This is a genomic window from Streptomyces sp. NPDC057249 (genome assembly GCF_042669245.1).
Lineage (GTDB): Bacteria > Actinomycetota > Actinomycetes > Streptomycetales > Streptomycetaceae > Streptomyces.
Genome location: NZ_JBHUXS010000028.1, coordinates 35,125 through 57,522, shown reverse-complemented (window position 1 = coordinate 57,522; position 22,398 = coordinate 35,125). Strand labels below are relative to the sequence as shown.

General features: G+C 72.5%; 17 protein-coding genes and 1 other RNA gene. 6 read left to right on the top strand and 12 right to left on the bottom strand.

Annotated elements, in window-relative coordinates; all coding sequences use genetic code 11:
- Positions 1-37: 37 nt before the first annotated feature.
- The 6 genes from ACFUJY_RS33115 to ftsE form a co-directional block, all read right to left on the bottom strand.
- The gene (locus ACFUJY_RS33115) at positions 38-427 is read right to left on the bottom strand and encodes a hypothetical protein (protein WP_383306519.1); all 390 of its coding nucleotides are present in this window, start codon (positions 425-427) and stop codon (positions 38-40) included.
- A gap of 211 nt (positions 428-638) precedes the next feature.
- Positions 639-1,025, bottom strand: a transfer-messenger RNA (tmRNA) gene (gene ssrA, locus ACFUJY_RS33110).
- A gap of 123 nt (positions 1,026-1,148) precedes the next feature.
- Positions 1,149-1,637, bottom strand: coding sequence for an SsrA-binding protein SmpB (gene smpB / locus ACFUJY_RS33105; RefSeq protein WP_365681903.1), 489 nt, complete (start codon positions 1,635-1,637; stop codon positions 1,149-1,151).
- Positions 1,638-1,655: 18 nt separating this feature from the next.
- Complete coding sequence (locus tag ACFUJY_RS33100; RefSeq protein ID WP_383306517.1) at positions 1,656-2,843, bottom strand: S41 family peptidase; 1,188 nt, start codon at positions 2,841-2,843, stop codon at positions 1,656-1,658.
- 68 nt (positions 2,844-2,911) lie between these two features.
- Positions 2,912-3,829, bottom strand: coding sequence for a permease-like cell division protein FtsX (gene ftsX / locus ACFUJY_RS33095; RefSeq protein ID WP_383306515.1), 918 nt, complete (start codon positions 3,827-3,829; stop codon positions 2,912-2,914).
- A gap of 23 nt (positions 3,830-3,852) precedes the next feature.
- Positions 3,853-4,542 (bottom strand): cell division ATP-binding protein FtsE, encoded by a 690-nt coding sequence (gene ftsE / locus ACFUJY_RS33090; protein ID WP_026242629.1) that lies wholly within the window; start codon positions 4,540-4,542, stop codon positions 3,853-3,855.
- A gap of 268 nt (positions 4,543-4,810) precedes the next feature.
- Between ftsE and ACFUJY_RS33085 the strand changes: the two genes are divergently transcribed.
- Positions 4,811-5,008 (top strand): hypothetical protein, encoded by a 198-nt coding sequence (locus tag ACFUJY_RS33085; RefSeq protein ID WP_383306512.1) that lies wholly within the window; start codon positions 4,811-4,813, stop codon positions 5,006-5,008.
- A gap of 92 nt (positions 5,009-5,100) precedes the next feature.
- On the opposite strand, the gene ACFUJY_RS33080 is transcribed toward ACFUJY_RS33085, so the two are convergent.
- The 4 genes from ACFUJY_RS33080 to ACFUJY_RS33065 form a co-directional block, all read right to left on the bottom strand.
- On the bottom strand, positions 5,101-5,760 hold the full coding sequence (locus ACFUJY_RS33080) for an LPXTG cell wall anchor domain-containing protein (RefSeq protein ID WP_383306511.1): 660 nt from the start codon (positions 5,758-5,760) through the stop codon (positions 5,101-5,103).
- A 126-nt stretch (positions 5,761-5,886) separates the two neighbouring features.
- Positions 5,887-6,993, bottom strand: a complete 1,107-nt coding sequence (prfB, locus tag ACFUJY_RS33075) for a peptide chain release factor 2 (RefSeq protein ID WP_143616284.1) — start codon at positions 6,991-6,993, stop codon at positions 5,887-5,889.
- A 68-nt stretch (positions 6,994-7,061) separates the two neighbouring features.
- Positions 7,062-8,303 (bottom strand): protein kinase, encoded by a 1,242-nt coding sequence (locus tag ACFUJY_RS33070; protein ID WP_383306508.1) that lies wholly within the window; start codon positions 8,301-8,303, stop codon positions 7,062-7,064.
- A 184-nt stretch (positions 8,304-8,487) separates the two neighbouring features.
- Positions 8,488-10,140 carry a serine/threonine-protein kinase gene (locus ACFUJY_RS33065; protein WP_383306506.1) on the bottom strand — a complete coding sequence of 551 codons (1,653 nt, stop codon included), beginning with the start codon at positions 10,138-10,140 and terminating at the stop codon, positions 8,488-8,490.
- 387 nt (positions 10,141-10,527) lie between these two features.
- Here ACFUJY_RS33065 and ACFUJY_RS33060 point away from each other — a divergent pair, with 387 nt between their 5' ends.
- The 5 genes from ACFUJY_RS33060 to ACFUJY_RS33040 all read left to right on the top strand — a co-directional run bounded on the left by ACFUJY_RS33060 (position 10,528) and on the right by ACFUJY_RS33040 (position 20,339).
- Complete coding sequence (locus ACFUJY_RS33060; RefSeq protein WP_383306504.1) at positions 10,528-13,926, top strand: FtsK/SpoIIIE domain-containing protein; 3,399 nt, start codon at positions 10,528-10,530, stop codon at positions 13,924-13,926.
- Positions 13,927-14,209: 283 nt separating this feature from the next.
- Complete coding sequence (locus ACFUJY_RS33055; RefSeq protein ID WP_383306502.1) at positions 14,210-15,580, top strand: ABC transporter substrate-binding protein; 1,371 nt, start codon at positions 14,210-14,212, stop codon at positions 15,578-15,580.
- 4 nt (positions 15,581-15,584) lie between these two features.
- A complete protein-coding gene (locus ACFUJY_RS33050; protein WP_383306500.1) occupies positions 15,585-17,000 on the top strand; it encodes a carbohydrate ABC transporter permease in 1,416 nt (471 codons plus the stop codon).
- A complete protein-coding gene (locus ACFUJY_RS33045; RefSeq protein WP_383306498.1) occupies positions 16,997-17,872 on the top strand; it encodes a carbohydrate ABC transporter permease in 876 nt (291 codons plus the stop codon). Before ACFUJY_RS33050 ends, ACFUJY_RS33045 begins: the two co-directional genes overlap by 4 nt.
- A 310-nt stretch (positions 17,873-18,182) precedes the next feature.
- Positions 18,183-20,339: a CDP-glycerol glycerophosphotransferase family protein gene (locus ACFUJY_RS33040; protein WP_383306496.1), complete on the top strand. Its 2,157-nt coding sequence runs from the start codon at positions 18,183-18,185 to the stop codon at positions 20,337-20,339.
- A gap of 87 nt (positions 20,340-20,426) precedes the next feature.
- On the opposite strand, the gene ACFUJY_RS33035 is transcribed toward ACFUJY_RS33040, so the two are convergent.
- Positions 20,427-20,801, bottom strand: a complete 375-nt coding sequence (locus tag ACFUJY_RS33035) for a hypothetical protein (protein ID WP_383306494.1) — start codon at positions 20,799-20,801, stop codon at positions 20,427-20,429.
- Positions 20,802-20,871: 70 nt separating this feature from the next.
- Positions 20,872-22,386, bottom strand: a complete 1,515-nt coding sequence (locus ACFUJY_RS33030) for a methyltransferase domain-containing protein (RefSeq protein ID WP_383306492.1) — start codon at positions 22,384-22,386, stop codon at positions 20,872-20,874.
- Between the last annotated feature and the right edge of the window lie 12 nt (positions 22,387-22,398).

Below are 22,398 nucleotides of genomic sequence, written 5' to 3'. Positions count from 1 at the left end.
GGGAGTTGCGCCTGCCCCGGGGGGCAGGGGTGGTCATCTAGTTGGCGCCTTCTTGTTCTTGCGCGGGGGCCGGGGAGCCGCCGGTGGGAAGGCCGGCGTCCGGAACCGTCGGGTCGGTACTGCCCGTGTCCTGCTGTTCCTGGTTGGAGAGCGGGAGGAAGGGGGCGCTGGAGTTGCCGCCGAGCACCGCGACGACCAGGGTCATCGCGTAGCAGACGAAGACCGCGGCCAGGACCCAGCCGAGGCGGCGCAGCGTCTTGCCGCGCCGGCCGCTCTCGTCCACGAAGACGGGGCCGTCGGAGTCGTCCGGAGCGGATGGTTCCGGTAGCAGCTCGGAGAGCTGCCGTCCGATTCCGTCCAGCTGGATGGTGACTTCGTTCGGCTCGTGTGTGTGCCCCGCATGGGCACCTTCACGCCAAGTTTCCACTGGTGTACGCACTTCCCCCACTCAGGAACGGGTGCGCGCAACTGACCCTGTCGTGTGTCGCCGGACGGGCCCCCACCTCGTCCACGCGCCCCCTACCACAGTGCACCCGGGCCATGAATGTAGCGCACGCCCGGCCTCCCGGCACACCCGGACGCAGAAACAGCGAGGACCCCGCTGCCGGTGGCAGCGGGGTCCTCGCTCACATGGGAATCTGTGGAGATGGCGGGAATCGAACCCGCGTCCAACGGTGCGGAACCAGGGCTTCTCCGAGTGCAGTCCGCTGCGCTTTTCTCGGCCTCGGAGGTCACGCGGACAAGCCTCCGACAGGCCCAGTCACTGTTTGATTTCCTTCTGAGCCCCGTGACCGGACTCAGAAGTTTAGATCCCTTGATGATGCCAGGATCCGGGTCGGGATCACCCCCGGGCTGACACTCCGCAGAGTCTTCGCTAGCTGCTAATTAGGCAGCGAGGGCGAAGGCGGAGGAATCGCGCTTGGAATTGGCGATTATTGGTTGCGACATATGGTTTACGAGATCATTGCCGCTTCCTCGACTCGCTTCCCCTGCTTCGACATCCGCTGTCGAAACCGATCATCCCCATGTTGATTTTTCAAGGTGGTGCCACACCCTCCGTGGGGTGCGCTGCCATCGTACGTGACCAACGCGGGCCGATGCCAGCGTATTCCTGCCGGAGCGGCCGGCGGCGGGTGCCGGCCTCCGGATCAGGCGCTCCGCTGACGGCGGCGGGCCGCCGCGATGGCGCGGTTCGTCTCCCTGGTGTCCTGCTTCTCGCGCAGCGTCTGCCGCTTGTCGTACTCCTTCTTGCCCTTCGCGAGCGCGATCTCGGCCTTGACCCGGCCGTTCACGAAGTACAGCGAGAGCGGCACGATGGTGTGGCCGGTCTCCTGCGACTTCGACTCCAGCTTGTCGATCTCGGCCCGGTGCATCAGCAGCTTGCGCTTGCGCTTGGCGGAGTGGTTGGTCCAGGTGCCCTGGACGTACTCCGGGACGTGGATGTTGTGCAGCCACGCCTCGCCGCCGTCGATCTGGACGAAGCCGTCGACCAGGGACGCCCGGCCCAGGCGGAGCGATTTGACCTCGGTCCCCATGAGCACGAGGCCGCACTCGTAGGTGTCAAGGATGGTGTAGTCGTGGCGCGCCTTCTTGTTCTGCGCGATGAGCTTGCGCCCGGTGTCCTTTTCCTTAGCCATAGTGCGGCCATTTTCGCACTACGACCCGCCCCCGAGGCCACTCAATACCGTCTCGGCCCGTTCCTGGGCCCGGGCGGTCACCGCGAGGTCCGGTGTGATGCCCTTGCCGTCCACCCCGTGGCCCGCCGGTGTGCGGTAGTGGCCCACGGTCAGCTCGGCCACCGAGCCGCCCGGCAGCTCGCTCGGCATCTGCACGGACCCCTTGCCGAAGGTCCGCGAGCCGACCGTGACCGCCCGGCCCCGGTCCTGGAGCGCCCCCGTGACCAGCTCGGCCGCGCTCATCGTCCCCCCGTCGACCAGCACGACGACGGGGCGCTCGGTGTCCCCGCCCGACCGTGCGTACAGGGCGTGCTGCTCTCCGTGCACGTCGTACGTGGCGACCAGGCCGCCGTCCAGGAACGCGGAGGCGGCGGTGACCGCCTCGGTGACCAGGCCGCCCGGATTGCCCCGCAGGTCCAGCAGCACCCCGGCACCCGGCGGCGCGTCCCGGACCGCGTCGCGCACGGCCGCCCCGGAGCCCTTGGTGAACGAGGCGACCGCGATGCGCACCGCCCCGGACGGGCCCGAACGCCGCTCCCCGATCCGCCGCACGGTCACCGACTCGACCGTCAGCCGGGCCCGGCGCAGCGTCTCGGTCCGGGCGACGGCCCCCCGGCGGACGCCGAGGCTGACCGTGCTCCCGGCCTTCGCGCCGGTGCGGTCGCCGCGCAGCAGGGCCACCACGTCGGAGACGGGCAGCCGGTCGACGCGGCGGCCGTCCACGGTGCGGAGCAGGTCGCCCGAGCGGATGCCCGCGCGGTCGGCGGGGCTGCCGGGCTGGACGCGGGCGACGGCCACCCGGCCGTCGGCCGAGCGCCGGGCGGCGAGGCCGACCCCGGTGTACGTGCCGCCGAGGGCGTCCTCGAACTCCTGGTACTCGCGCTGGTCGTAGACGGCGCCCCAGCGGTCGCCGCTGCGGCTGACGACCTCCTCGGCCGCCTCGGTACCGGACTTGCCGTCGGCCACCGCGTCGGCGGCGGCCTCGGCGACCTCGTCGCGGTCGGCGGTGGCGGCCACGGACCGGGGGTGCACCGGGCGTTCCCGCGCCTCGCCGTGGGGCAGTGCGCCGGTCGCGGCCCCGGTGGCGAGGACGCCGGCGAAGACCAGCGTCAGGGCCGCCCCGCGGCGCAGACCGCGGGGCCCGACGCGACATCCGGGGTCCGACATGGCGCCGAGTCTAGGACAACGCCCCGGAGGCGCACGGGACGTTGACCGTGCGCCTCACAGGGCGCACATCACACCTTCAGGTACTTGCGCAGGGCGAAGAGAGCGGCAACGGCGGGCATCAGCAGGCCGATCGCCAGCACCAGCGGCAGCTTGGTGAGGACCGCGTCCCAGCCGATGAAGTCGATCAGGTTGAGCTTGTCCTTGAGCGCGAGGCCGCCGTCGATCAGGAAGTAGCGCCCGGCCAGCAGCATCACGCAGGCCAGCACACCGCCGATCAGACCGGCGAAGGCGGCCTCCATGATGAACGGCGCCTGGATATAGAAACCGGAGGCGCCGACGAGCCGCATGATGCCGGTCTCCCGGCGCCGGCTGAACGCGGAGACGCGCACGGTGTTGACGATCAGCATCAGCGCGATGACGAGCATCAGCGCCATCACGAACAGCGCGGCGACGTTCATGCCGTTCATCAGCCCGAAGAGGTTGTCCAGGATGCTTCTCTGGTCCTGGACCGACTGGACGCCGTCCCGCCCGGCGAAGGCGGTGGCGACGACCTTGTACTTGGTGGGGTCGTGCAGCTTGACCCGGAAGGACTCGGGCATCTGGTCCGGCGTGATGTTGCCGGCCATCGGGGAGTCGCCGAACTCCTCCTGGTAGTGCTTGTACGCCTGGTCGCTGGACTCGTAGATCACCTTCTCCACGACGTCCATCTTCTTGAGATCGCTTTCGATCTCGTCCTTCTGCTGCTTGGTGACCGCACCCTTGGCGCACTGGACCACCGTCTCCGCGTCGCCCTTGCCGCAGAGGTAGATGGAGACGTTGACCTTGTCGTACCAGTAGTCCTTCATCGTGCTGACCTGCTCGCGCATGAGCAGCGCGCCGCCGAACAGGGCGAGCGAGAGGGCGACGGAGACGACGACGGCGAAGGTCATCGTGAGGTTGCGACGGAGGCCGACGCCGATCTCCGACAGGACGAACTGGGCGCGCATGGCGTCCTTTCAGTGCTGGGTGCTCAGTGCTGGTAGCCGTAGACGCCGCGCGCCTGGTCGCGTACGAGACGGCCCTTCTCCAACTCGATGACGCGCTTGCGCATCTGGTCCACGATGTTCTGGTCGTGGGTCGCCATGATCACGGTGGTGCCGGTCCGGTTGATCCGGTCCAGCAGCTTCATGATGCCGACGGAGGTCTGCGGGTCGAGGTTGCCGGTGGGCTCGTCGGCGATCAGCAGCATGGGGCGGTTGACGAAGGCCCGCGCGATCGCCACGCGCTGCTGCTCACCACCGGACAGCTCGCCGGGCATCCGGTCCTCCTTGCCGCCGAGTCCGACGAGGTCGAGGACCTGGGGCACCGCCTTGCGGATCTCGCCGCGCGGCTTGCCGATCACTTCCTGGGCGAAGGCCACGTTCTGCGCGACGGTCTTGTTGGGCAGCAGCCGGAAGTCCTGGAAGACGGTGCCCAGCTGGCGGCGCATGTGCGGCACCTTCCAGTTGGACATGCGCGCGAGGTCCTTGCCCAGGACGTGGACGGCGCCCGTGCTGGCGCGCTCCTCGCGCAGGATGAGCCGCATGAAGGTGGACTTGCCGGAGCCGGACGAGCCGACCAGGAAGACGAACTCGCCCTTCTCGATGTCGAGCGACACATCCCGGAGAGCGGGACGGCTCTGCTTCGGGTAGGTCTTGGAGACGTTGTCGAATCGGATCACGGATGCACCACGGTCGGCCGGGAGTAGGTGAGCGTGACCATACGCGAACCGGGCTGAGCCGTGCAGGCACGCGTACCGGGATGGGTGATTTACGGTGAAACGGCCCCGATTCCGGGGCGGCGCGGCGGGGAAGGGGCCCGCGTGCGGCGGCGGGGCGGGCCGAACCGGCCGCGAGCTGGCACAGTGGTAGAGGGAACGGTTGCGTTTCCGTGAGCGTTGTGCGGAGAGATGGCTTGTGCGGCTCCGCCGCGCGGGAGGAGGAAGGCGCATGACCTACGACCGACTGGTGTGCGCGAACTGCGCGGCGCCCGTCACCGAGGGTCGCTGCCCCGTGTGCCGGGCGAGCCGCGAGCGGATGCGGGAGCAGGGGCAGGGGCCCTTCGCCGGGATCAGTCCGGCGGCGCTGGCCGCGCTGCTTGTGGTGCTCCTGGCCGCCCTGGCCCTGCTGGCCCACCAGACCGTGTAGCGCCCGCCACCGGCCGACGCACGGAAAGGGGCCCGGACCGCCGCAACGCGGTCCGGGCCCCTTCCCGTGGCACCGTCGTCCGCCCGGAGGGCCTAGGCCGGGCGGTTGCCCATCCGGCGGGGCAGGACCCGGAAGCCGATGCCGCCGGCGATCATCGTCGCGGCGCCGGCCAGCAGGAACGTGGTCCGGCCCGCGCCCGTCTCGGCCAGCTCGTCCTTGCCCTCGCCCTGCTCGACGGGCTGGTTGCCGACCGAGTCGGTGTCGGTCTTGCCACCGCCGCCCGAGACCCCGATCTGCCCCACCCCGCCGTCGTCACCGGTGTTCCCGGTCCCGTCGCCCGTCCGCCCGCCCGGGTCCGCAGGACCGGTCGGGTCCTGGGTGGGCTTCGCCGAGGGCTCCGCGGACTGCGAGGGCGGGTCCTCCGGGTCGGTGGGGCCGGTCGGCGGGTCGTCCGGGTCCGTGGGCGGCCCGCTCGGGTCCGCCGGGCCGGTCGGCGGGGTGGAAGGGTGCGACGGGGTGGCCGGCGGCTCCGACGGCTCGCAGCGCGGATCGAGTGGGCTGCACGGATCACCGTCCTCGCCCGGGTCATCGTCCCCCGGCTCGGCGGCGGTCCGCACGCCGGCCTCCACGCCCGCGACCTCGGCGCCGATGCCGACGGCCTGCGCCGCGCCCGCGACGGTCAGCGACGCTCCGGCGGCGATCACCGCACCCGCCGCCGTCCGCGCGACGCGTATGCGCGTCTTCTTGGTCATGTACCGCTACCCCCAGGAGCCGTTCTCGTCAGGCTGCTCCGGCAGCCTCGCGGGGCCGCCGAGGAGGGTCAAGGCCGTTCCGGGCCAATGTCCCCCGCCGCACGGGGGGTTGCGGCACTTCTCGGACTACTTCTCGTTCTGCTTGCGCCAGCGGATGCCGGCCTCGATGAAGCCGTCGATCTCGCCGTTGAACACCGCGTCCGGGTTGCCCATCTCGAACTCCGTACGCAGGTCCTTGACCATCTGGTACGGGTGCAGGACGTAGGAGCGCATCTGGTTGCCCCAGGAGTTGCCGCCGTCGCCCTTGAGGGCGTTCATCTTGGCCTGCTCCTCCTGGCGGCGGCGTTCGAGCAGCTTCGCCTGGAGGACGTTCATCGCGGACGCCTTGTTCTGGATCTGCGAGCGCTCGTTCTGGCAGGACACGACGATGCCGGTCGGCAGGTGGGTCAGACGCACCGCGGAGTCCGTGGTGTTGACGCCCTGGCCGCCGGGGCCGGAGGAGCGGTACACGTCGACGCGCAGGTCGGACTCGTCGATCTCGACGTGGTCCGTCTGCTCGACCACGGGCAGCACCTCGACGCCCGCGAACGAGGTCTGGCGGCGGCCCTGGTTGTCGAACGGCGAGACGCGCACCAGGCGGTGGGTGCCCTGTTCGACGGACAGCGTGCCGTAGGCGTACGGCACCTCGACGGCGAAGGTGGTCGACTTGATGCCGGCCTCTTCCGCGTACGCCGTCTCGTACACCTCGGTCTTGTAGTTGTGCCGCTCGGCCCAGCGCAGGTACATCCGCTGGAGCCGCTCGGCGAAGTCCGCCGCGTCGACGCCGCCGGCCTCGGCGCGGATGGTGACCAGCGCCTCCCGGGCGTCGTACTCGCCGGAGAGGAGGGTGCGGACCTCCATCTCGTCCAGCGCCTTGCGGACGGACTCCAGCTCGGCCTCCGCCTCGGCGAGCGCGTCGGCGTCGCCCTCGGCCTCGGCGAGCTCGAAGAGGACTTCGAGGTCGTCGATCCGGCCGCGCAGGCCCTCGGCCTTGCGGACCTCGGCCTGGAGGTGGGAAAGCTTGCTGGTGATCTTCTGCGCCGCCTCGGGGTCGTCCCACAGGGACGGGGCGGCCGCCTGCTCCTCGAGCACGGCGATGTCCCCCCTCAGCGCATCCAGGTCCAGGACGGCCTCGATCGACCCCATGGTCGAGGAGAGGGACTTCAGCTCTTCGGAAATATCGACGACTGCCACGGGTCCAGCGTAACGGCTGTCGGCGCGTACGTTCCTCGGGCTGCCGGATCACCGCCTCCGGGACCCGGTCACGGGGCCGCCGGGGCCGAGTTCCTGGTGTCCTGCGGGCCCGGGTCCGCGTCGTCGCCGCTCAGGGCGAGCCAGCCGGCCGCGCCGAGCCCGGCGACCAGCACGAGGGCCGCGGCCCCCAGGGTCAGGCGGCGCTTGCGGACGGCCGCCGACTTGTTGCGGGCCGAGCCCGGGCGGGGCCGGCCGGGGGCGCGCGGGGCCCGGGCGGTGCCCCGGGGGCCGCCGGACAGCTCGTCGGGGGCCGGGACGCGCATGCTCGTGTGGGTGTCGCGGTTGGAGTCCGGGGACGAGCCGGGCACCAGCGGGACCGCGCCGCGCCGGCGGGGCTCGTCGCCGGCCGGGGTGTACTGCTGCTCGTCGTAGCCCTGCGGGGTCTCGGGCTCCTCGTCCGGCTCATCCACCTCCAGGGGCGGGATGCCGGCCAGGTGCGGCAGCTGTTCGCGCAGCCGGGCGGCCAGCTCGGAGGCGCGCAGCCGGGAGGCGGGGGCCTTGGCCAGGCACTGGACGAGCAGCTGCCACAGCTCGTCGGGGATGCCGGGGAGCGGGACGACGGTCTCCGTGACATGGCGGCGCAGGACGGCGCCGGGGTGGCCGCCGCCGAAGGGCGTGAAGCCCGCGAGGAGTTCGTACAGCACCGTGGCCAGGGCGTAGATGTCGACGGCGGCGCGCGGCGGCAGGCCCTCGACGATCTCGGGGGCCAGGTAGTCCGGCGTGCCGATGATCTTGGTGGTGCGGGTCCGGCGCGGGGTGTCGATGAGCTTGGCGACGCCGAAGTCGGTGAGGAGTGCGGGGTGGGCGTTGCCGGGGCCGAGCGGCCCTTCCATGTCCAGCAGGATGTTCTCGGGCTTGACGTCGCGGTGGACGATCCCGGCGGCGTGCGCCGCGGCGAGGCCGTCGGCGACGTCCGCGACCACGGCGACGGCCGCCTCGGGGGCCAGCCGGCGTTCGCGGTCGAGCCGGGTGCGCAGGTCGGTGCCCCGGACCAGGTCCATGACGAGGGCGAGGTCGTTGCCGTCCACCACCAGGTCGCGGACGGCGACGACGTGCGGGTGGTCCAGTCCGAGGAGCGCGGTGCGCTCCTGGACGAACCGGCCGACGAGCTCCTGGTCGGACGCCAGGTCCTCGCGGAGCAGTTTGATGGCCACGGGGCCCTCGGGGCCGTCCCCGAGCCACACCGTGCCGGCGCTGCCGCGCCCCAGTATCTGGTGGGCGGTGTACCGGCTGCCGATTTTCCGTGCCAAGACTGCTCCCTCAGCGGCTGGCGATGGACCCCAACAACCCCCGGTCGACAAAGTTACGCGGCGATCGGGGGCCCGCGTGCCGTGGTTGGCGCCAACCTTCGCTTCTGCGGGCGAATTGCCTCGTAATCGGCCCGCGGAAGTCGATATAGCTACAGAGTTGTACGCCTCCGGTGTGCTCGGCGCGTCAGCTGCCGCCCAGTTTGGAGATCCAGTCCGACACCGTGGACACGGCGTCGGTGATCGCGTGCCAGTAGCTCTGGCCCTGCCCGATCCAGTCCTTGAGCGGGGTCAGTTCCCAGATCAGCCAGCTCGCCACGACGAGCAGCACCAGCGTGAACAGGCAGCCCTTGAGGCAGCCGAGCCCGGGGATCTTCATCGGGTTGGCGCTGCGCCGCCTCGGCTCGCGGGGTGCGCGCTGGGGCTGCTGGGGCTGCTGCGGGGGCGCGTACGGCTGCGGCTGCGGCTGGTACTGCTGGCGCTGCGGCGGCTGGTACTGCTGCTGCGGTTGCGGCTGGTACTGCTGCTGCCGCTGTTGCTGCGGGTACTGCTGGGGCTGGGGCTGGTGCTGCTGGTACCCGGGCTGCCGGTCGCGCGGCTGCTGAGGGGGCGGCTGCTGCCGGCGCTGCGGGCGGCGGCGCAACGGGTCCTGGCTCGGGTCGAGGTACTGGACCTGGGTCTGCTCGTTGCGGTCGCGGGCGGCCCGGAGCTGGGACTGCCAGGGGTGCGGGTCCTCGGGGCGCGGGTCGCCGTCGGGGCGCGGCGGCACGGGCGGCAGGACGGCGGTCGGATCGGCCTGGGGGCCTCCGCCGGGCGCGCCGCCGTGCGGCAGGACGCTGGTGACCCCGTTGGGGTCGTACGAGCCGGCGTTGCTGGGCAGCACCTGCGTCGGGTCGGCCGCGCCGGGGATCTCCGGCACGGCGGTGGGCGCCGGGTCGGGGGCGAGCAGGGCGGCGACCCCGTCGGCGGCGGCGATCTGCGCGGAGCTCGCGTGGACCCCGATGCCGTCGGCGACGGTACGCAGGGCACGGGCCAGGTTCTCCGCGCTCGGCCTGCGGTCCGGGTCCTTGCTCAGGCAGCGCTCTATGACCGTCCACAGCGGCTCGGGGACGGTGCTGGGGCGGCGGGGCTCCTCGCTGAGGTGCCGGTGCAGGACTTCGAGCGCGGTGCCGCCGGCGAACGGCGGGCGGCCGGTGACCAGCTCGTACAGCAGGATGCCGGCGCCGTAGATGTCGACGGCGGAGGTCTGCGGGCGGCCCTCGGCGGACTCCGGCGCCACGTAGGCGGGGGTGCCGACGAACTCGTGGGTCCGGGTCAGGCCCGGCGAGTCGGCGAGGCGCGCGATGCCGAAGTCGGTGAGCATCGGGCGCATCGCGCCGTCGGGGTCGGCGAGCAGCACGTTGGCGGGCTTGAGGTCGCGGTGCACGACGCCGTCGGCGTGGCTGGCGGCGAGCGCGTCGGCGATCTGCGCGGTGAGCAGCGCGGCGGCGACCGGGGTGAGCGGGCCGTTGTCGCGCAGGTAGCGGTGCAGGTCGGGGCCGTCGATCAGGTCCATGACGAGGGCGAGGAGGTCGCCCTCGACCACGAGGTCGCGGGTGCGCACGATGTTGGGGTGGGTCAGCCGCAACAGGACGGAGCGTTCCCGCAGGAACCGCATCACCACGTCCGCGTCGTTGGCCAGCTCCTCCTTGAGGACCTTGATCGCCACGGTCTCGCCGGGCCGGCCGGCCACGGCCGCCTCGGCGCCCGCCGCCTCGCGCTGGCTGGCGCGCCAGACGGTGCCCGTGGCGCCGCGTCCCAGCGGCTCCTCGAGCAGGTACTTGCTGCCTACCGGCCGCACGTCATGCGCTCCCTGCTGGTCGTGGTGGATCGATCCGGGGTCCCCCCGGAGTTTCCGGCCCACTCTAGAGGCTGTACGGGGGAGGGCCGGTCGGGTCCGGGTCCCGGGGGAAGACGTCCGCCCGGCGCGGATGGTTGCCAGGGCCGTACGCCGGGAACCGGTCATGCCGCACTTTTGGGGCCACAGCAGACGTTCCAAGATCACTAACTGATGACCGCCGGGCGTGTTGTCAGTGGCAGGTGCGAGGATGCCTGGAGCACGACTGCGGGCTCTGGAGCCTCGTGGTGCGTGACGAACCTGTACCGGACGACGCGTCCGAGCCGGGTGGGGGGAATCACAGGGCGTTCCCCCGGCCGGTGCCGCGCGCAGAAGGGACCGCTGACGGCGATGCAGATCCGGCTGACCGTCCTCGCGCCGCCCAGCGGCCAGACCCCGGCGCGCGCCTGCGATGTGCTGGTCACCGCCCCCGCGGGGACGGCGCTGGCCTCCGTCGCGTCGGCCCTGGCCATGGCCATCGCCGGTCCCGACGGCTCCCTCGGCAGCGGTGCGGTGGTCCTCTTCGCGGGCCGGGAGCGGCTGGACGCGCAGCGCTGCGCCCTCGGTGAGCCGCCCCTGGTCGACGGCGCGGTGCTCTCGCTCCAGGTTCCCGGCGAGGACGACACCGCGGACGACGCGGTCCCCGCCCAGCTCCAGGTGGTCGCCGGACCCGACGCGGGCGGGGTCCATCTGCTGCACGGCGGCACGGTCCGCGTCGGCCGCTCGGCCGAGGCCGACGTCCCGCTGGACGACCCCGACGTCTCCCGGCTGCACTGCGAGGTGGCGGTCTCCGAGGACGGCCGGGTCTCCGTGGCCGACCTGGGCTCCACCAACGGCACCTCGCTCGACGGGGCCGAGGTCCACGACCGCCCGGTCCGGCTGGCCCCGGGGGCGCTGCTGCGGCTCGGTGAGTCGACGCTCCGGCTCGCCTCCGGCGCGCGTCCGCCGGTGCTGCCGACGACCCCGGACGGCGAGGGCCACCTGCGGGTCGCCCGGGTCCCCGCCGCACCGGCCGCCCCCTCCCCCGAGCCCTCCCCGCCCGACCACGACCGGCCCGCCCCCGACGACCCCGGGGCCCGGCCCGGGTCCTCCGCCGGGCATCCGGGCCGCTTCCCGGAGCAGGAGGCGCCCCGGCGCGGCGGCATAGGGGCCTGGGCCCGCCGGCTCAAGGGAGCCCGGGCCGAGCCGCCACCGCCGAGCGCCCCCGCCGAGCCGGTCCCGGCCGCCCCCGACACCTTCGCCTCACCGCCCACCGCCCCGGAGGGCACCTGGCCCGATCCGGCCGCCGTGCTGCTGACCGCGCTCGGCCCGGGCCCCCGGCTGTGGGAGCGCGACCCCGCGCACCCGGAGGCGCTGGTGGTCCGGCTGGGCACCACCGACCGGGCCGACCTGCCCGCCGTGCCGGTGACCGTGAGCCTGCGGGAGGCCGGTTCGCTGGGGCTCGCCGGGCCCCGGGAGCGGCTGGCCGGACTCGCCCGGTCCACCGTGGCCCAGCTGGCCGCGCTGCACTCCCCCGCCGACCTGGAGATCGTGCTGATCAGCACGGACCGGGCGCGGAGCACGGAGGAGCGCCGGCGCGAGTGGGCCTGGCTGGGGTGGCTGCCCCATCTGCGCCCGATGCACGGCCAGGACTGCCGGCTGCTCCTCGCGTACGACCGCGACCAGGCGCTCGCCCGCACCGCCGAGCTGGTCCGTCGGCTGGACGACGGGCCCCTCGGCCCGGGCTGGGCGAGCCAGGACGCGGCCACGGTCGCCGAGGCCGCCCGCGACCACGAGGGCCCGTTCACGGTGGTGATCCTCGACGGCGACCCCGGCGCGGCGGTCCTGCGCGAGCACACCGCCCGGCTGGCCGCGGCCGGTGCGGCGGCGGGCGTCCATCTGATCTGTCTGGCGGAGACCCCGGCCGCGACGCCCACCTCGCCGGTCGCCGCGACGTACGAGGCCGCGTGCCACGCGTCGATCGCCTTCCGCGAGTGCGGGGCGGTCGGGATGCTGAGCGGTGATGTGGCGACGGCCCTGCGGCTGCTGCGCACGGCGGGCGGCCGGGCTGCGGGCCACGGCACGGTGGCCTCGGTGGACGCGGTGTCGGCGCACTGGGCCCAGCGGTTCGCCCGGGCGCTGGCCCCCCTGCGCGCGGAGGGTTCGGCCGCGCTGCCGGGCCGCCAGGTGCCGGTGGCGCTCCCCCCGTCCGCCCGCCTCCTGGACGAACTGGGCCTGGCCCGCGCCACCCCGGCCTCCCTGATGGCCCGCTGGGCATCCACGGCGGACGACCGCCCGGCGCCCCGCGTGGGCGCCCAGCGCACGGCGGCCGAGGCGCCGGACTCGGGCCGCACGGCATACCCGGCCGCGACGACGACGGGCTCGGGCCGCACGCCGTACCCCGGCGCGACCACAGGCGACTCGGGCCGCACCCTGTACCCCGACACCACCACGACCGGCTCGGGCCGCACGCCGTACCCCGACACCGGCACCGGCTCCGGCTCCGGCCGCACCCCGCACCCCGGCGCGACCACGAGCAACTCGGGCCGAACCCCGCACCCCCGCACCGGCACAAGCGACTCCGGCCGCACCCCCTACCCCGACACCACCACGACCGGCTCCGGCCGCACGCCGTACCCCGCCCCCGCGCGGGTCGGCGGGCCCCGGCGGGCCGGGGGGCCTCAGGTCGCCGCGCGTGGGGCCGATGCGGCCGGTGGGACGCAGACCGCCACGCGTGCCGTCGCGCGGCCGGCCGTCCACGCCGGGCGGCCCGTCGTCGTGCTCGGTGCCGGGCCGCGCGGGCCGGTGAGCGTGGATCTCGCCGACGAGGGGCCGCACCTGCTCATCGAGGGCCCCGGCGGCAGCGGGCGGACCGAGCTGCTGCGGGCCGTCGCGGCGTCGCTGGCGGCGGCGGCCCGGCCGGACCGGCTGGGCATCGTGCTGGTCGACGGGGCCGGCGGCGAGCGCGGCGAGTCACTGGGCCCGTGCACGGAGCTGCCGCACGCGTTCACGCACCTGGTGGCCTCGGACCCGGTCCGGATGCGGGAGTTCGCCCAGGCGCTGGGCGGCGAGGTGAAGCGGCGGGCGGAACTGCTCGGCGAGCTCGACTTCGCCGAGTGGCACAGCCGTAACGAGGACGGGCCCACGCCCACGCCCGTCCCCGAGCAGCGCGGCGACGTGGAGGCCCCCCTCAGCGGCACCCTGCGCCTGCGCCCGGGCGCGGGCCGTCCCGTGGACCCCGGCCCCTCGCCGCTGCCCCGGCTGGTGGTGCTCGTGGACGACTTCGACGCGCTCATAGCCCCGGCGCTCGGGAGCCCCGGCCGGCCGGCGGCCGGTTCGGTGGTGCGGGCGCTGGAGGCGGTGGCCCGGGACGGCGGGCGGCTCGGCATCCACCTGGTGGCGGCCTCGGCCCGCCCCGACCGCACGGAGGACACCGAGCTGGCCCGCGGCGCGCGGCTGCGCATCGTGCTCGATCCGCCCGCGGTCCCGCCCTCGCCGGACGAACCGGCGCCGGGCCGGGGGCGGCTGGGGCATCCGGACGGGCGGGTGACGCCGTTCCAGGGCGGCCGGGTGACCGGCCGCATCCCGCGGACGGCGACACTGCGGCCGACGGTCGTCCCGCTGGAGTGGGAGCGGATGGGCGACCCGCCCACCCGCCGCCCGGTCCGCGAACTGGGCAACGGGCCGACGGACCTCGCGCTGCTCGCCAGCGCCCTGGACCGGGCGGCGCGTTCCGTCAACGCACAACCCCTCGCGCCCCTGTTCACCTGAAAGCCCGCCCAGCTCCGCCCGAGTCGCGCCGGAGCCGCCCTCGAAGGACCCGCGGGCGGGGCCCTGGCAGGGCGGCCCGATCGTCCCCCAATAGCCGGATACCGGCACTGACCCCACGTCACGAGGCCATCACGATCAGGGATTCGGGGGCGATGACGGTATTGCGGCACCGGGACCCCGGGCATAGGACTGTGCGCACACGACGACGTGACGCTCGACCGGCAGCGCTGGCTCTCCGACCCGGCGCCCGGTGGGCGCGCGCGGACAGAGAGACGGGGCAGGGATGCGCACAACCCTACGGATTCGCAGGGCGGCCGTGGTGTTCACCGCCATCGGCGCACTGGCCCTCACCGGCTGCGGCGGCGACGGTGACGGCGGAGACAAGAAGACGGACGAAGGCGGCTCCACGACGGGCAAGGGGTCCACCCCGAGTGTCGTTTTACCGAAACTGGACGGTGAGAAGCTCTCTGTCGCCGCGGTCTGGACGGGTCCGGAACAGGCCAACTTCGTCAAGGTCCTCAAGGAGTTCGAGAAGCGGACCGGCGCGACGGTGACGTTCGTCCCGGCACAGGACCCGATCGTCAACTTCCTCGGTACGAAGATCGCGGGCGGCCAGCCGCCGGACGTCGCGATGATCCCGCAGGTGGGGGCGGTCCAGCAGGCCGTGGCGAAGAAGTGGGCGAAGCCGGTCGGCGCCGAGGCGAAGGCCCAGCTGAGCAAGAACTACGCGCAGGTCTGGCAGGACCTCGGCGCGGTGGACGGCACCCAGTACGGGGTGTATTTCAAGGCCGCCAACAAGTCGCTGGTCTGGTACAACACCAAGGCGTTCGAGAACGCGGGCGCGAGCGAGCCGAAGACCTGGAAGGACTTCCTGGCGACCGCCGAGACGGTGTCCGCCTCGGGCGTCACCCCGGTCTCGGTCGGCGGCGCGGACGGCTGGACGCTGACCGACTGGTTCGAGAACGTCTACCTGTCGCAGGCGGGCCCGGAGAAGTACGACCAGCTCGCCCAGCACAAGATCAAGTGGACGGACCCGTCCGTCAAGGACGCGCTGACCACGCTGGCCCAGCTGTTCGGCAAGCCCTCCCTGATCGCGGGCGGCGCGGAGGGCGCGCTCCAGACCGAGTTCCCCGCGTCGGTGACGCAGACCTTCACCGGCGGTGACCAGCCCAAGGCCGCCATGGTCTACGAGGGCGACTTCGTCGGCGTCAACATCGCGCAGACGAAGGCGAAGATCGGCACGGACGCCAAGGTCTTCCCGTTCCCCGCGGTCGGCGCCGAGTCGCCCGTGGTGACCGGTGGCGACGCGGCGATCGCGCTGAAGGACGGCAAGGGCGCCCAGGCGCTGCTGACCTGGCTGGCCTCCACGGACGCGGCGAAGATCGCGGCCTCGCAGGGCGGGTTCATCTCGCCGAACAAGGGCCTGGACGCCGCCGCGTACCCGAACGACGTGCAGCGCACGATGGCGAAGGCGCTGATCGCGGCCGGTGACGCCGTCCGGTTCGACATGTCCGACCAGGCGCCGCAGTCGTTCGGCGGAACGCCCGGGAAGGGCGAGTGGAAGATCCTCCAGGACTTCCTGAAGAACCCGAAGGACATCGCGGGGACTCAAGCCAAGCTGGAGTCCGACGCGGCCAAGGCGTACAAGAGCTGACGGCATGACGACAGCGGCAGCGGGGGGCGCCGACGAGGCGCTCCCCGCCGACAGGCAACCGTCAGGCGGGCCTCGCGTGCCCGCCCCCAGGAAGGCCCCTCCGGCCGGCTCCCCGGGGCGTGCGCCCCGGAGTGTGACCGGCACCCGCAAGGTGGTCGCGGCGCTCTTCCTGCTGCCGGCGCTGGTGCTGCTCGGGGCGCTGGTGGTGTACCCGATCGTGTACTCCGTCTACCGGTCGTTCTTCGACCAGGCGGGTACGGGCTTCGCCGGCATCGACAACTACAAGACGCTGTTCACGGACGACACCATCCGTACGGCGGTCAAGAACAACGCGATCTGGGTGGTCTTCGCGCCGACGGTCTCCACCGCGCTCGGGCTGATCTTCGCGGTGCTGACGGAGCGCATCCGCTGGGGCACGGCCTTCAAGCTGGTCGTCTTCATGCCGATGGCGATCTCGATGCTGGCGGCGGGCATCATCTTCCGGCTGGTGTACGACGCGGCGCCGGAGCGCGGGGTCGCCAACGCGGTGTGGGTGGGCGTGCACGACACGTTCGCCGAGTCCTCGGGCTTCCCGAAGGCGCATCCGCTTCCCGTCGCCCCGTTGAAGGCGGCCGGCGGCGGGGCCTTCGTGACGAAGACGACCGTGCACGCCGGGCAGCCGGCCCAGCTCCCCCTGGTCGGGGTGCTCCCGGCGAAGATGCCGGGCGACGCGAAGCCCGCGAAGGCCCCGGCGGCGGCCGGGGACGGCGGGATCACCGGTACCGCGTGGCTCGACTTCACCAAGGGCGGCGGCGGCCGGCCGAACGTGATCGATGCCAAGGAGCTCGGGCTCAAGGGCCTGAAGGTGGAGGCCGTCAAGAACGGCGAGGTGGTCGCGACCGCCAAGGCCGGGGCGGACGGCACGTTCACGCTGCCCGCCTCGGCGGACGGTGCCGAACTGCGGCTCCCGGCCTCCAACTTCAGGGAGCCGTACAACGGCGTGAACTGGCTCGGCCCGACGCTCGTGACGCCCGGGATCATCGGGAGCTACGTGTGGATGTGGGCGGGCTTCGCGATGGTGCTGATCGCGGCGGGCCTGGCCGGTCTGCCGCGTGAACTCCTCGAAGCGGCCCGGGTGGACGGGGCCAACGAGTGGCAGGTGTTCCGCCGGATCACGGTGCCGATGCTCGCCCCGGTCCTCGCGGTGGTGCTGGTCACGCTGATGATCAACGTGCTGAAGATCTTCGACCTGGTGTTCATCATCGCGCCCGGTTCGACCCAGGACGACGCCAACGTACTGGCGTTCCAGCTGTACCGGTCCTCGTTCGGCACGGACGCGGACCTGGGGGTCGGCAGCGCCATCGCCGTACTCCTGCTGCTGCTGGTGATCCCGGTGATGCTCTTCAACATCAGGCGGATACGGAAGGAGGGGCGCCGATGACGACACCCTCGGCAACGGCGACCCGGTCGCTCGGCGCGCGGATCGCGGCGCGGGCCGCCGGCGGCGCGATGCGGGTCTTCCTGGTCCTGGTGGCCCTGTTCTGGCTGATGCCGACGGTCGGGCTGCTGCTGTCCTCGCTGCGCAGCCCGGAGAAGATCGCGTCGACCGGCTGGTGGCAGATCTTCACCGCCCCCTCCGAGCTGACCGTCGACAACTACTCCCGGCTGCTCGACAATTCGGCGATCACGGACTCCCTGCTCAGCACGGTCATGATCACCGTGCCGTCCACGGTCCTGGTCGTGGTGATCGGCTCGTTCGCGGGATACGCGTTCGCCTGGATGGACTTCCCCGGCCGTGACTGGTGGTTCCTGCTGGTCGTGGGGTTGCTGGTGGTCCCCGTACAGGTGGCGCTGATCCCGGTGTCGAAGCTGTTCGGCGAGATCGGGATCTTCGAGACGACGCTCGGTGTGGTGCTCTTCCACACCGCGTTCGGGCTCCCGTTCGCGATCTTCCTGCTGCGCAACTTCTTCGCGGAGATCCCCCGCGAGCTCCTGGAGGCGGCGCGGCTGGACGGGGCGGGTGAGATACGCCTCTTCACCCGGGTCGTGATGCCGCTGGGCGGTCCGGCGATCGCCTCGCTCGGCATCTTCCAGTTCCTCTGGGTCTGGAACGACATGCTGGTCGCGCTGATCTTCGCGGATTCCGGTTCACCGCCGATCACGGTGGCGCTCCAGCAGCAGGTGCGCCAGTTCGGCAACAACATCGACGTGCTGGCGCCCGGCGCCTTCGTCTCGATGGTGATTCCGCTCGCGGTGTTCTTCGCCTTCCAGCGCCAGTTCGTCTCCGGCGTGATGGCGGGGGCGGTCAAGTAGCGGGGACGGGACAGCGCGGGGCATTCTGGCCGGCCGGCGGGGGTGCCCCGCAGCCGTGCGGTGCCCGGGATCACGGACGTCGGGAGCGCCCGCCATGGGCCCGTACGCCCCGTATTGCCCAAGGTTCACTTACTGTCCCGGGTAGTATGATAAGTGGGGCCTTCATCAGCCGCGCGGTCGACCGCTCACGGGCCCGACGCGCCCGTCTCTTCGGCCTTCGTACGCCCGCCCGCCCCCTGACCCGCCCTGCGGAGCCCGCCCCAGTACGCTGTGTGCTCTCCCAGTACGCACAGTCCGAGAAAGAGTCCGTATGCCCCGGCTGAGTGTCATCATCCCCGTCCGTCGCGCCCGAGGAAGTCTGCGCGAGTGCCTGGAGTCGGTGCTCTCCCAGTCGTTCACGGACATCGAGGTCATCGGGGTCGACGACGGCGCGCCGGACGGCTCGGGCCTGGTCCTGGACGAGTTTGCCGCGCGCGACAGCCGCGTCCGGGCCGTGCACCTGGAGCCCGGCGCCGGGGCGCACGGCCGCCGCAACGCGGGGATGGAGGAGGCCGCCGGGGAGTACGTCCTGTTCCTGGAGGGCTACTACGTCTTCCTGCCCGGCGCGCTCCAGGCCGTCGCGGACCGGCTGGACGCCACCGGCGACCCGGACGTACTGCTGTTCGGCCACCAGAAGCGCCCGTTCCGCGGCAAGGTCCGCTCGACGCGGTCCCTGCAGAAGCTGGACGCCATGCCCGAGGGCCCGTTCACGCTGGCGAAGCGCCCGGATCTGCTGGACATCGCCCCGGTCTCCTGGAACCGCGCGGTCCGCCGCGCGCTCCTGGAGCGCGAGACTGTGACCTTCGGTCCGGGCCCGCACGGCGAGCGGATGTACGCGCTGGCGACCGTCGCCGTCGCCGCCTCGGTGGCCACCCTGGGCACCGCCTGCGTCGAGCACCGCCAGCAGCGCTACCTGCCCGGCCTGGTGGACGACGTGGAGCCCCGGACGGGCTCGACCCCGCTGGAGCTGGTCGAGGCGTACGACGCGCTGATGACCTTCGTGGAGGCGCGTCCGGCCCTGAAGGACGTGCGCGGCCTCCTCTTCGACCGGGCCGTGCAGGAGCTGCTGACCGCGTACCCGACGGTGACCAAGCGCCGCCGGCAGTACGTCGGCGCGGTCGGCGCGTTCCACGGGGCGCACCGCCCGGAGGGCTTCAAGTTCCCCGGCGGCACCAAGGGGCTGCGCCCGCAGCTGATGGGCGGCGGCAAGTACACCGCGCTGGGCGCCCTGGACACCGCGCTCGCCACCCGCCGCAGCCTGCGCGCCGCGCCCACCACGGCCCGCGCGAAGGCGAAGAAGCAGTTCACCAAGCGCTACTACAAGGCGCAGCGCAAGCTGCCCCTCGACCCCAAGCTGGCCGTGTACGCCGCCTACTGGAACCGCGGCGTGAGCTGCAACCCCGAGGCGATCTACCGCAAGGCGAAGGAGCTGGCGCCCGACATCCACGGCGTGTGGGTGGTGTCGAAGAAGAACGTGGACTCGGTGCCCAAGGGCATCGACTACGTGGTGCCCGGGACCCGCCGCTACTGGTCGGTGCTGGCCCGTGCCACGTACTTCTTCAACAACGTGAACTTCCCGGACCACCTGGTCAAGCGCCCCGGCCAGATCCATGTCATGACCCACCACGGCACCCCGCTGAAGATCATGGGCATGGACCAGCAGAACTACCCGGCCGCCGCCCAGGGGCTCAACTTCGACCGGCTGCTCAAGCGCGTGGACCGCTGGGACTGGAGCGTCTCCGCCAACCCGCACTCCACCGAGGTGTGGTCCCGCGCCTACCCGAGCGCGGCGCGCCCGCTGGAGACGGGCTACCCGCGCAACGACGTCTTCGCGACGGCCACCGAGGAGCAGATCGCCAAGATCCGCGAGGACCTGGGCATCCGCCCCGGCCAGCGCGCCGTGCTCTACGCGCCGACGCACCGCGACTACGAGGCGGGCTTCACCAACCGCCTGGACCTGGACCGGTTCTGCGCGGCCGTCGGCCCGGACACCGTGGTCCTCATGCGCGCCCACTACTTCTACGGCGGGTCGGGTCTCCCGGAGAACGCGTCGGTGATCGACGTCTCCACGTACCCGCGCGTCGAGGACCTGTGCCTGGCGGCGGACGCGCTGGTCACCGACTACTCCTCGGTGATGTTCGACTACGCCCACTTGAACCGCCCGATCGTGATCCTCGCCCCGGACTGGGAGACGTACCGCACCGTCCGCGGTGTCGTCTTCGACCTGCTGTCCGGGCAGCCGGGCGAGACGCCGGGTGCGGTGGCCACCAACACGGACGAGCTGGCGGCGATCTTCACCGACGGCAGCTGGAACAGCCCGGAGAACGAGGCGCTGCTGAAGGCGTTCAAGGAGCGGTTCTGCCCGTACGACGACGGCCGCGCCGCCGAGCGCGTGGTGCGCCGGGTGCTGCTGGGCGAGGAGTCCTAGACCGTACGACGCCGAGGGGCCCGCACCGGAACGTTCCGGTGCGGGCCCCTCGGCGTACCGCTTCCCGGGGCTGTCCCGGGACAGCGCTCAGCGTTGCTGGCCGGCCATGACCGTGATCAGGCCGACCACCACGAGCAGCGAGCCGCCCCAGGTCCACAGCGAGGTCCGCTCGTGCAGCACGGTCGCCCCGGCCAGCACGATCAGCAGGTAGCCGAGCGCGTTGAAGGGGTACGCGACCGAGAGCGGGACCTTGGCCAGCGTCGTCATCCAGGCGAGCGCGGACACCGCGAAGACCAGCAGCCCGAGCACGACCCACGGGCTGCCCGCGGCCCGCAGGGCGACGGAACCGCCGTCGCGCCCGGCGGCGGCCGCGGCGCCCTTCATCCCGTGCTTGAGCATGATCTGGCCGCCCGCCGAGGAGAACACGGCGAACAGGAGCAGCAGCACACTGGGGAGGGTCAAGGACTTGCTCCTGACTGCGGGGGCGGGCGGTTCGGGCGCCCGGGCGGGCGCGGGTCCGGGGCGGGGCGCCTCAGACACCGACCCGGTCGGCGGGGACGTACTGTCGGTTGAGGATGTCCTGTACATCGACGTGCTCTCCAGCGATGATCGTCTCGGCCGCGTGCGGGGTGAGCAGGGCGACGTGCTGATAGCCGAACAGCGTCGGCCGGACGCGGGTCAGCAGCCGCGACGCCCCGCCGAGCACGGCGGCGAGCGGGCCCCGGCCGAGCAGCGACCAGAACGGCGCGCCGGTGGAGGAGAGTTCCAGGACGTCGTAGCCGGCGGCGCGCACGGTCCGGCGCAGGCTGGCCCGGGTGAAGAAGCGCAGATGCGTTTCGTCGAGGATGCCCCGGCGGTCGTAGTCGAAGGCGCCGAGGGCGACCCGCAGCCGGGAGTACCAGTGGCTGAAGTTGGGAACGGACAGCAGCATCCGCCCGCCCGGCCGCAGCACGGACGCCGCCTCGGCGAGGACGCGTTCGGGGCGGGACAGGTGCTCGATGACGTCACCGGCGACCACGTAGTCGAAGCCGCTCCCGGCCTCGGCGGGCAGCCCCTCCTCCAGGTTGGCGAGGTGGAAGCGGCTGCACCGGTCGCGGACGCCGGGCACCTCGACGTAGTCGACGCCGGTCACCTCGTGGCCCAGGGCCTCCAGCCGCTCGGCGAACAGCCCGCCGGAGCAGCCGAGGTCCAGTACGCGGCCGGGGGGCAGCGCGCGCATCTTCTCCAGGATGACCGCGTGCGAGGAACCGTCGCCCTCCTTGAAGGCGTACTCGACGGGCTTGGGAATCCACCGGCAGGTGCCGAACCCCTTGACCGCGAGCCGGTATTCGAGGACGTCCTTGACGACGTCCTTGGCGTACTTCATGCCGTTGACGTAGCAGATCTCGTCGCCGTAGTACGTGGGGACGGGGATCTCCTTGATCCGCATGCCCGCGTGCAGCAGCTGCACGATGATCTGGGTGTCGAAGTCGAAGGCGTCGGTGTTCCGGTCGACGGGCAGCCGCTTGAGGGCCGCGACGCTGTACGCGCGGTAACCGGAGTGGAATTCGGTGAGGTCCGAGCCGAGGAGTCCGTTCTCCAGCCGGGTGAGGATGCGGTTGCCGAGCCACTTGTACATCGGCATGCCGCCCTTGAGCGCACTGCCCGACGTCATCATGCGTGACCCGAACACGGCTTCGCACTCGCCGCGTTCGATGGGCGCGACCATCTCGGGGAGCATCTCGGGGGCGTACTGCCCGTCCCCGTGCAGCAGCACGATGATGTCGAGTCCGTGCTCGGCGGCCAGCGCGTACCCGGCCTTCTGGTTGCCGCCGTAGCCGAGGTTCTTGGTGTGCCGCATCACGACGGTCCGGGGCATGCCCTCGGCCTGCGACCATCGGCAGCCCGCCGTGAAGGTGGCGTCGTGACTCGCGTCGTCGAGGATGAGGATCTCGTCGATCCGTGACCGGAAGTCCTCCGGAATCCGGTCGAGGGTCTTCTCCAGCGTTGTCTCGGCGTTGTACGCGACCACCAGGATGCCGATCCTGGGGCTCGGGCTTTCCTTCACGGGGCGTTCTCC

Coding starts and splice junctions, on each gene's coding strand:
- smpB (WP_365681903.1), bottom strand. CDS start 1,637: ATGGCTAAGGAAAAGGACACCGGGCGCAAGCTCATCGCGCAGAACAAG.
- ACFUJY_RS33100 (WP_383306517.1), bottom strand. CDS start 2,843: ATGTCGGACCCCGGATGTCGCGTCGGGCCCCGCGGTCTGCGCCGCGGG.
- ftsX (WP_383306515.1), bottom strand. CDS start 3,829: ATGCGCGCCCAGTTCGTCCTGTCGGAGATCGGCGTCGGCCTCCGTCGC.
- ACFUJY_RS33085 (WP_383306512.1), top strand. CDS start 4,811: ATGACCTACGACCGACTGGTGTGCGCGAACTGCGCGGCGCCCGTCACC.
- ACFUJY_RS33080 (WP_383306511.1), bottom strand. CDS start 5,760: ATGACCAAGAAGACGCGCATACGCGTCGCGCGGACGGCGGCGGGTGCG.
- ACFUJY_RS33060 (WP_383306504.1), top strand. CDS start 10,528: ATGCAGATCCGGCTGACCGTCCTCGCGCCGCCCAGCGGCCAGACCCCG.
- ACFUJY_RS33055 (WP_383306502.1), top strand. CDS start 14,210: ATGCGCACAACCCTACGGATTCGCAGGGCGGCCGTGGTGTTCACCGCC.
- ACFUJY_RS33050 (WP_383306500.1), top strand. CDS start 15,585: ATGACGACAGCGGCAGCGGGGGGCGCCGACGAGGCGCTCCCCGCCGAC.
- ACFUJY_RS33045 (WP_383306498.1), top strand. CDS start 16,997: ATGACGACACCCTCGGCAACGGCGACCCGGTCGCTCGGCGCGCGGATC.
- ACFUJY_RS33040 (WP_383306496.1), top strand. CDS start 18,183: ATGCCCCGGCTGAGTGTCATCATCCCCGTCCGTCGCGCCCGAGGAAGT.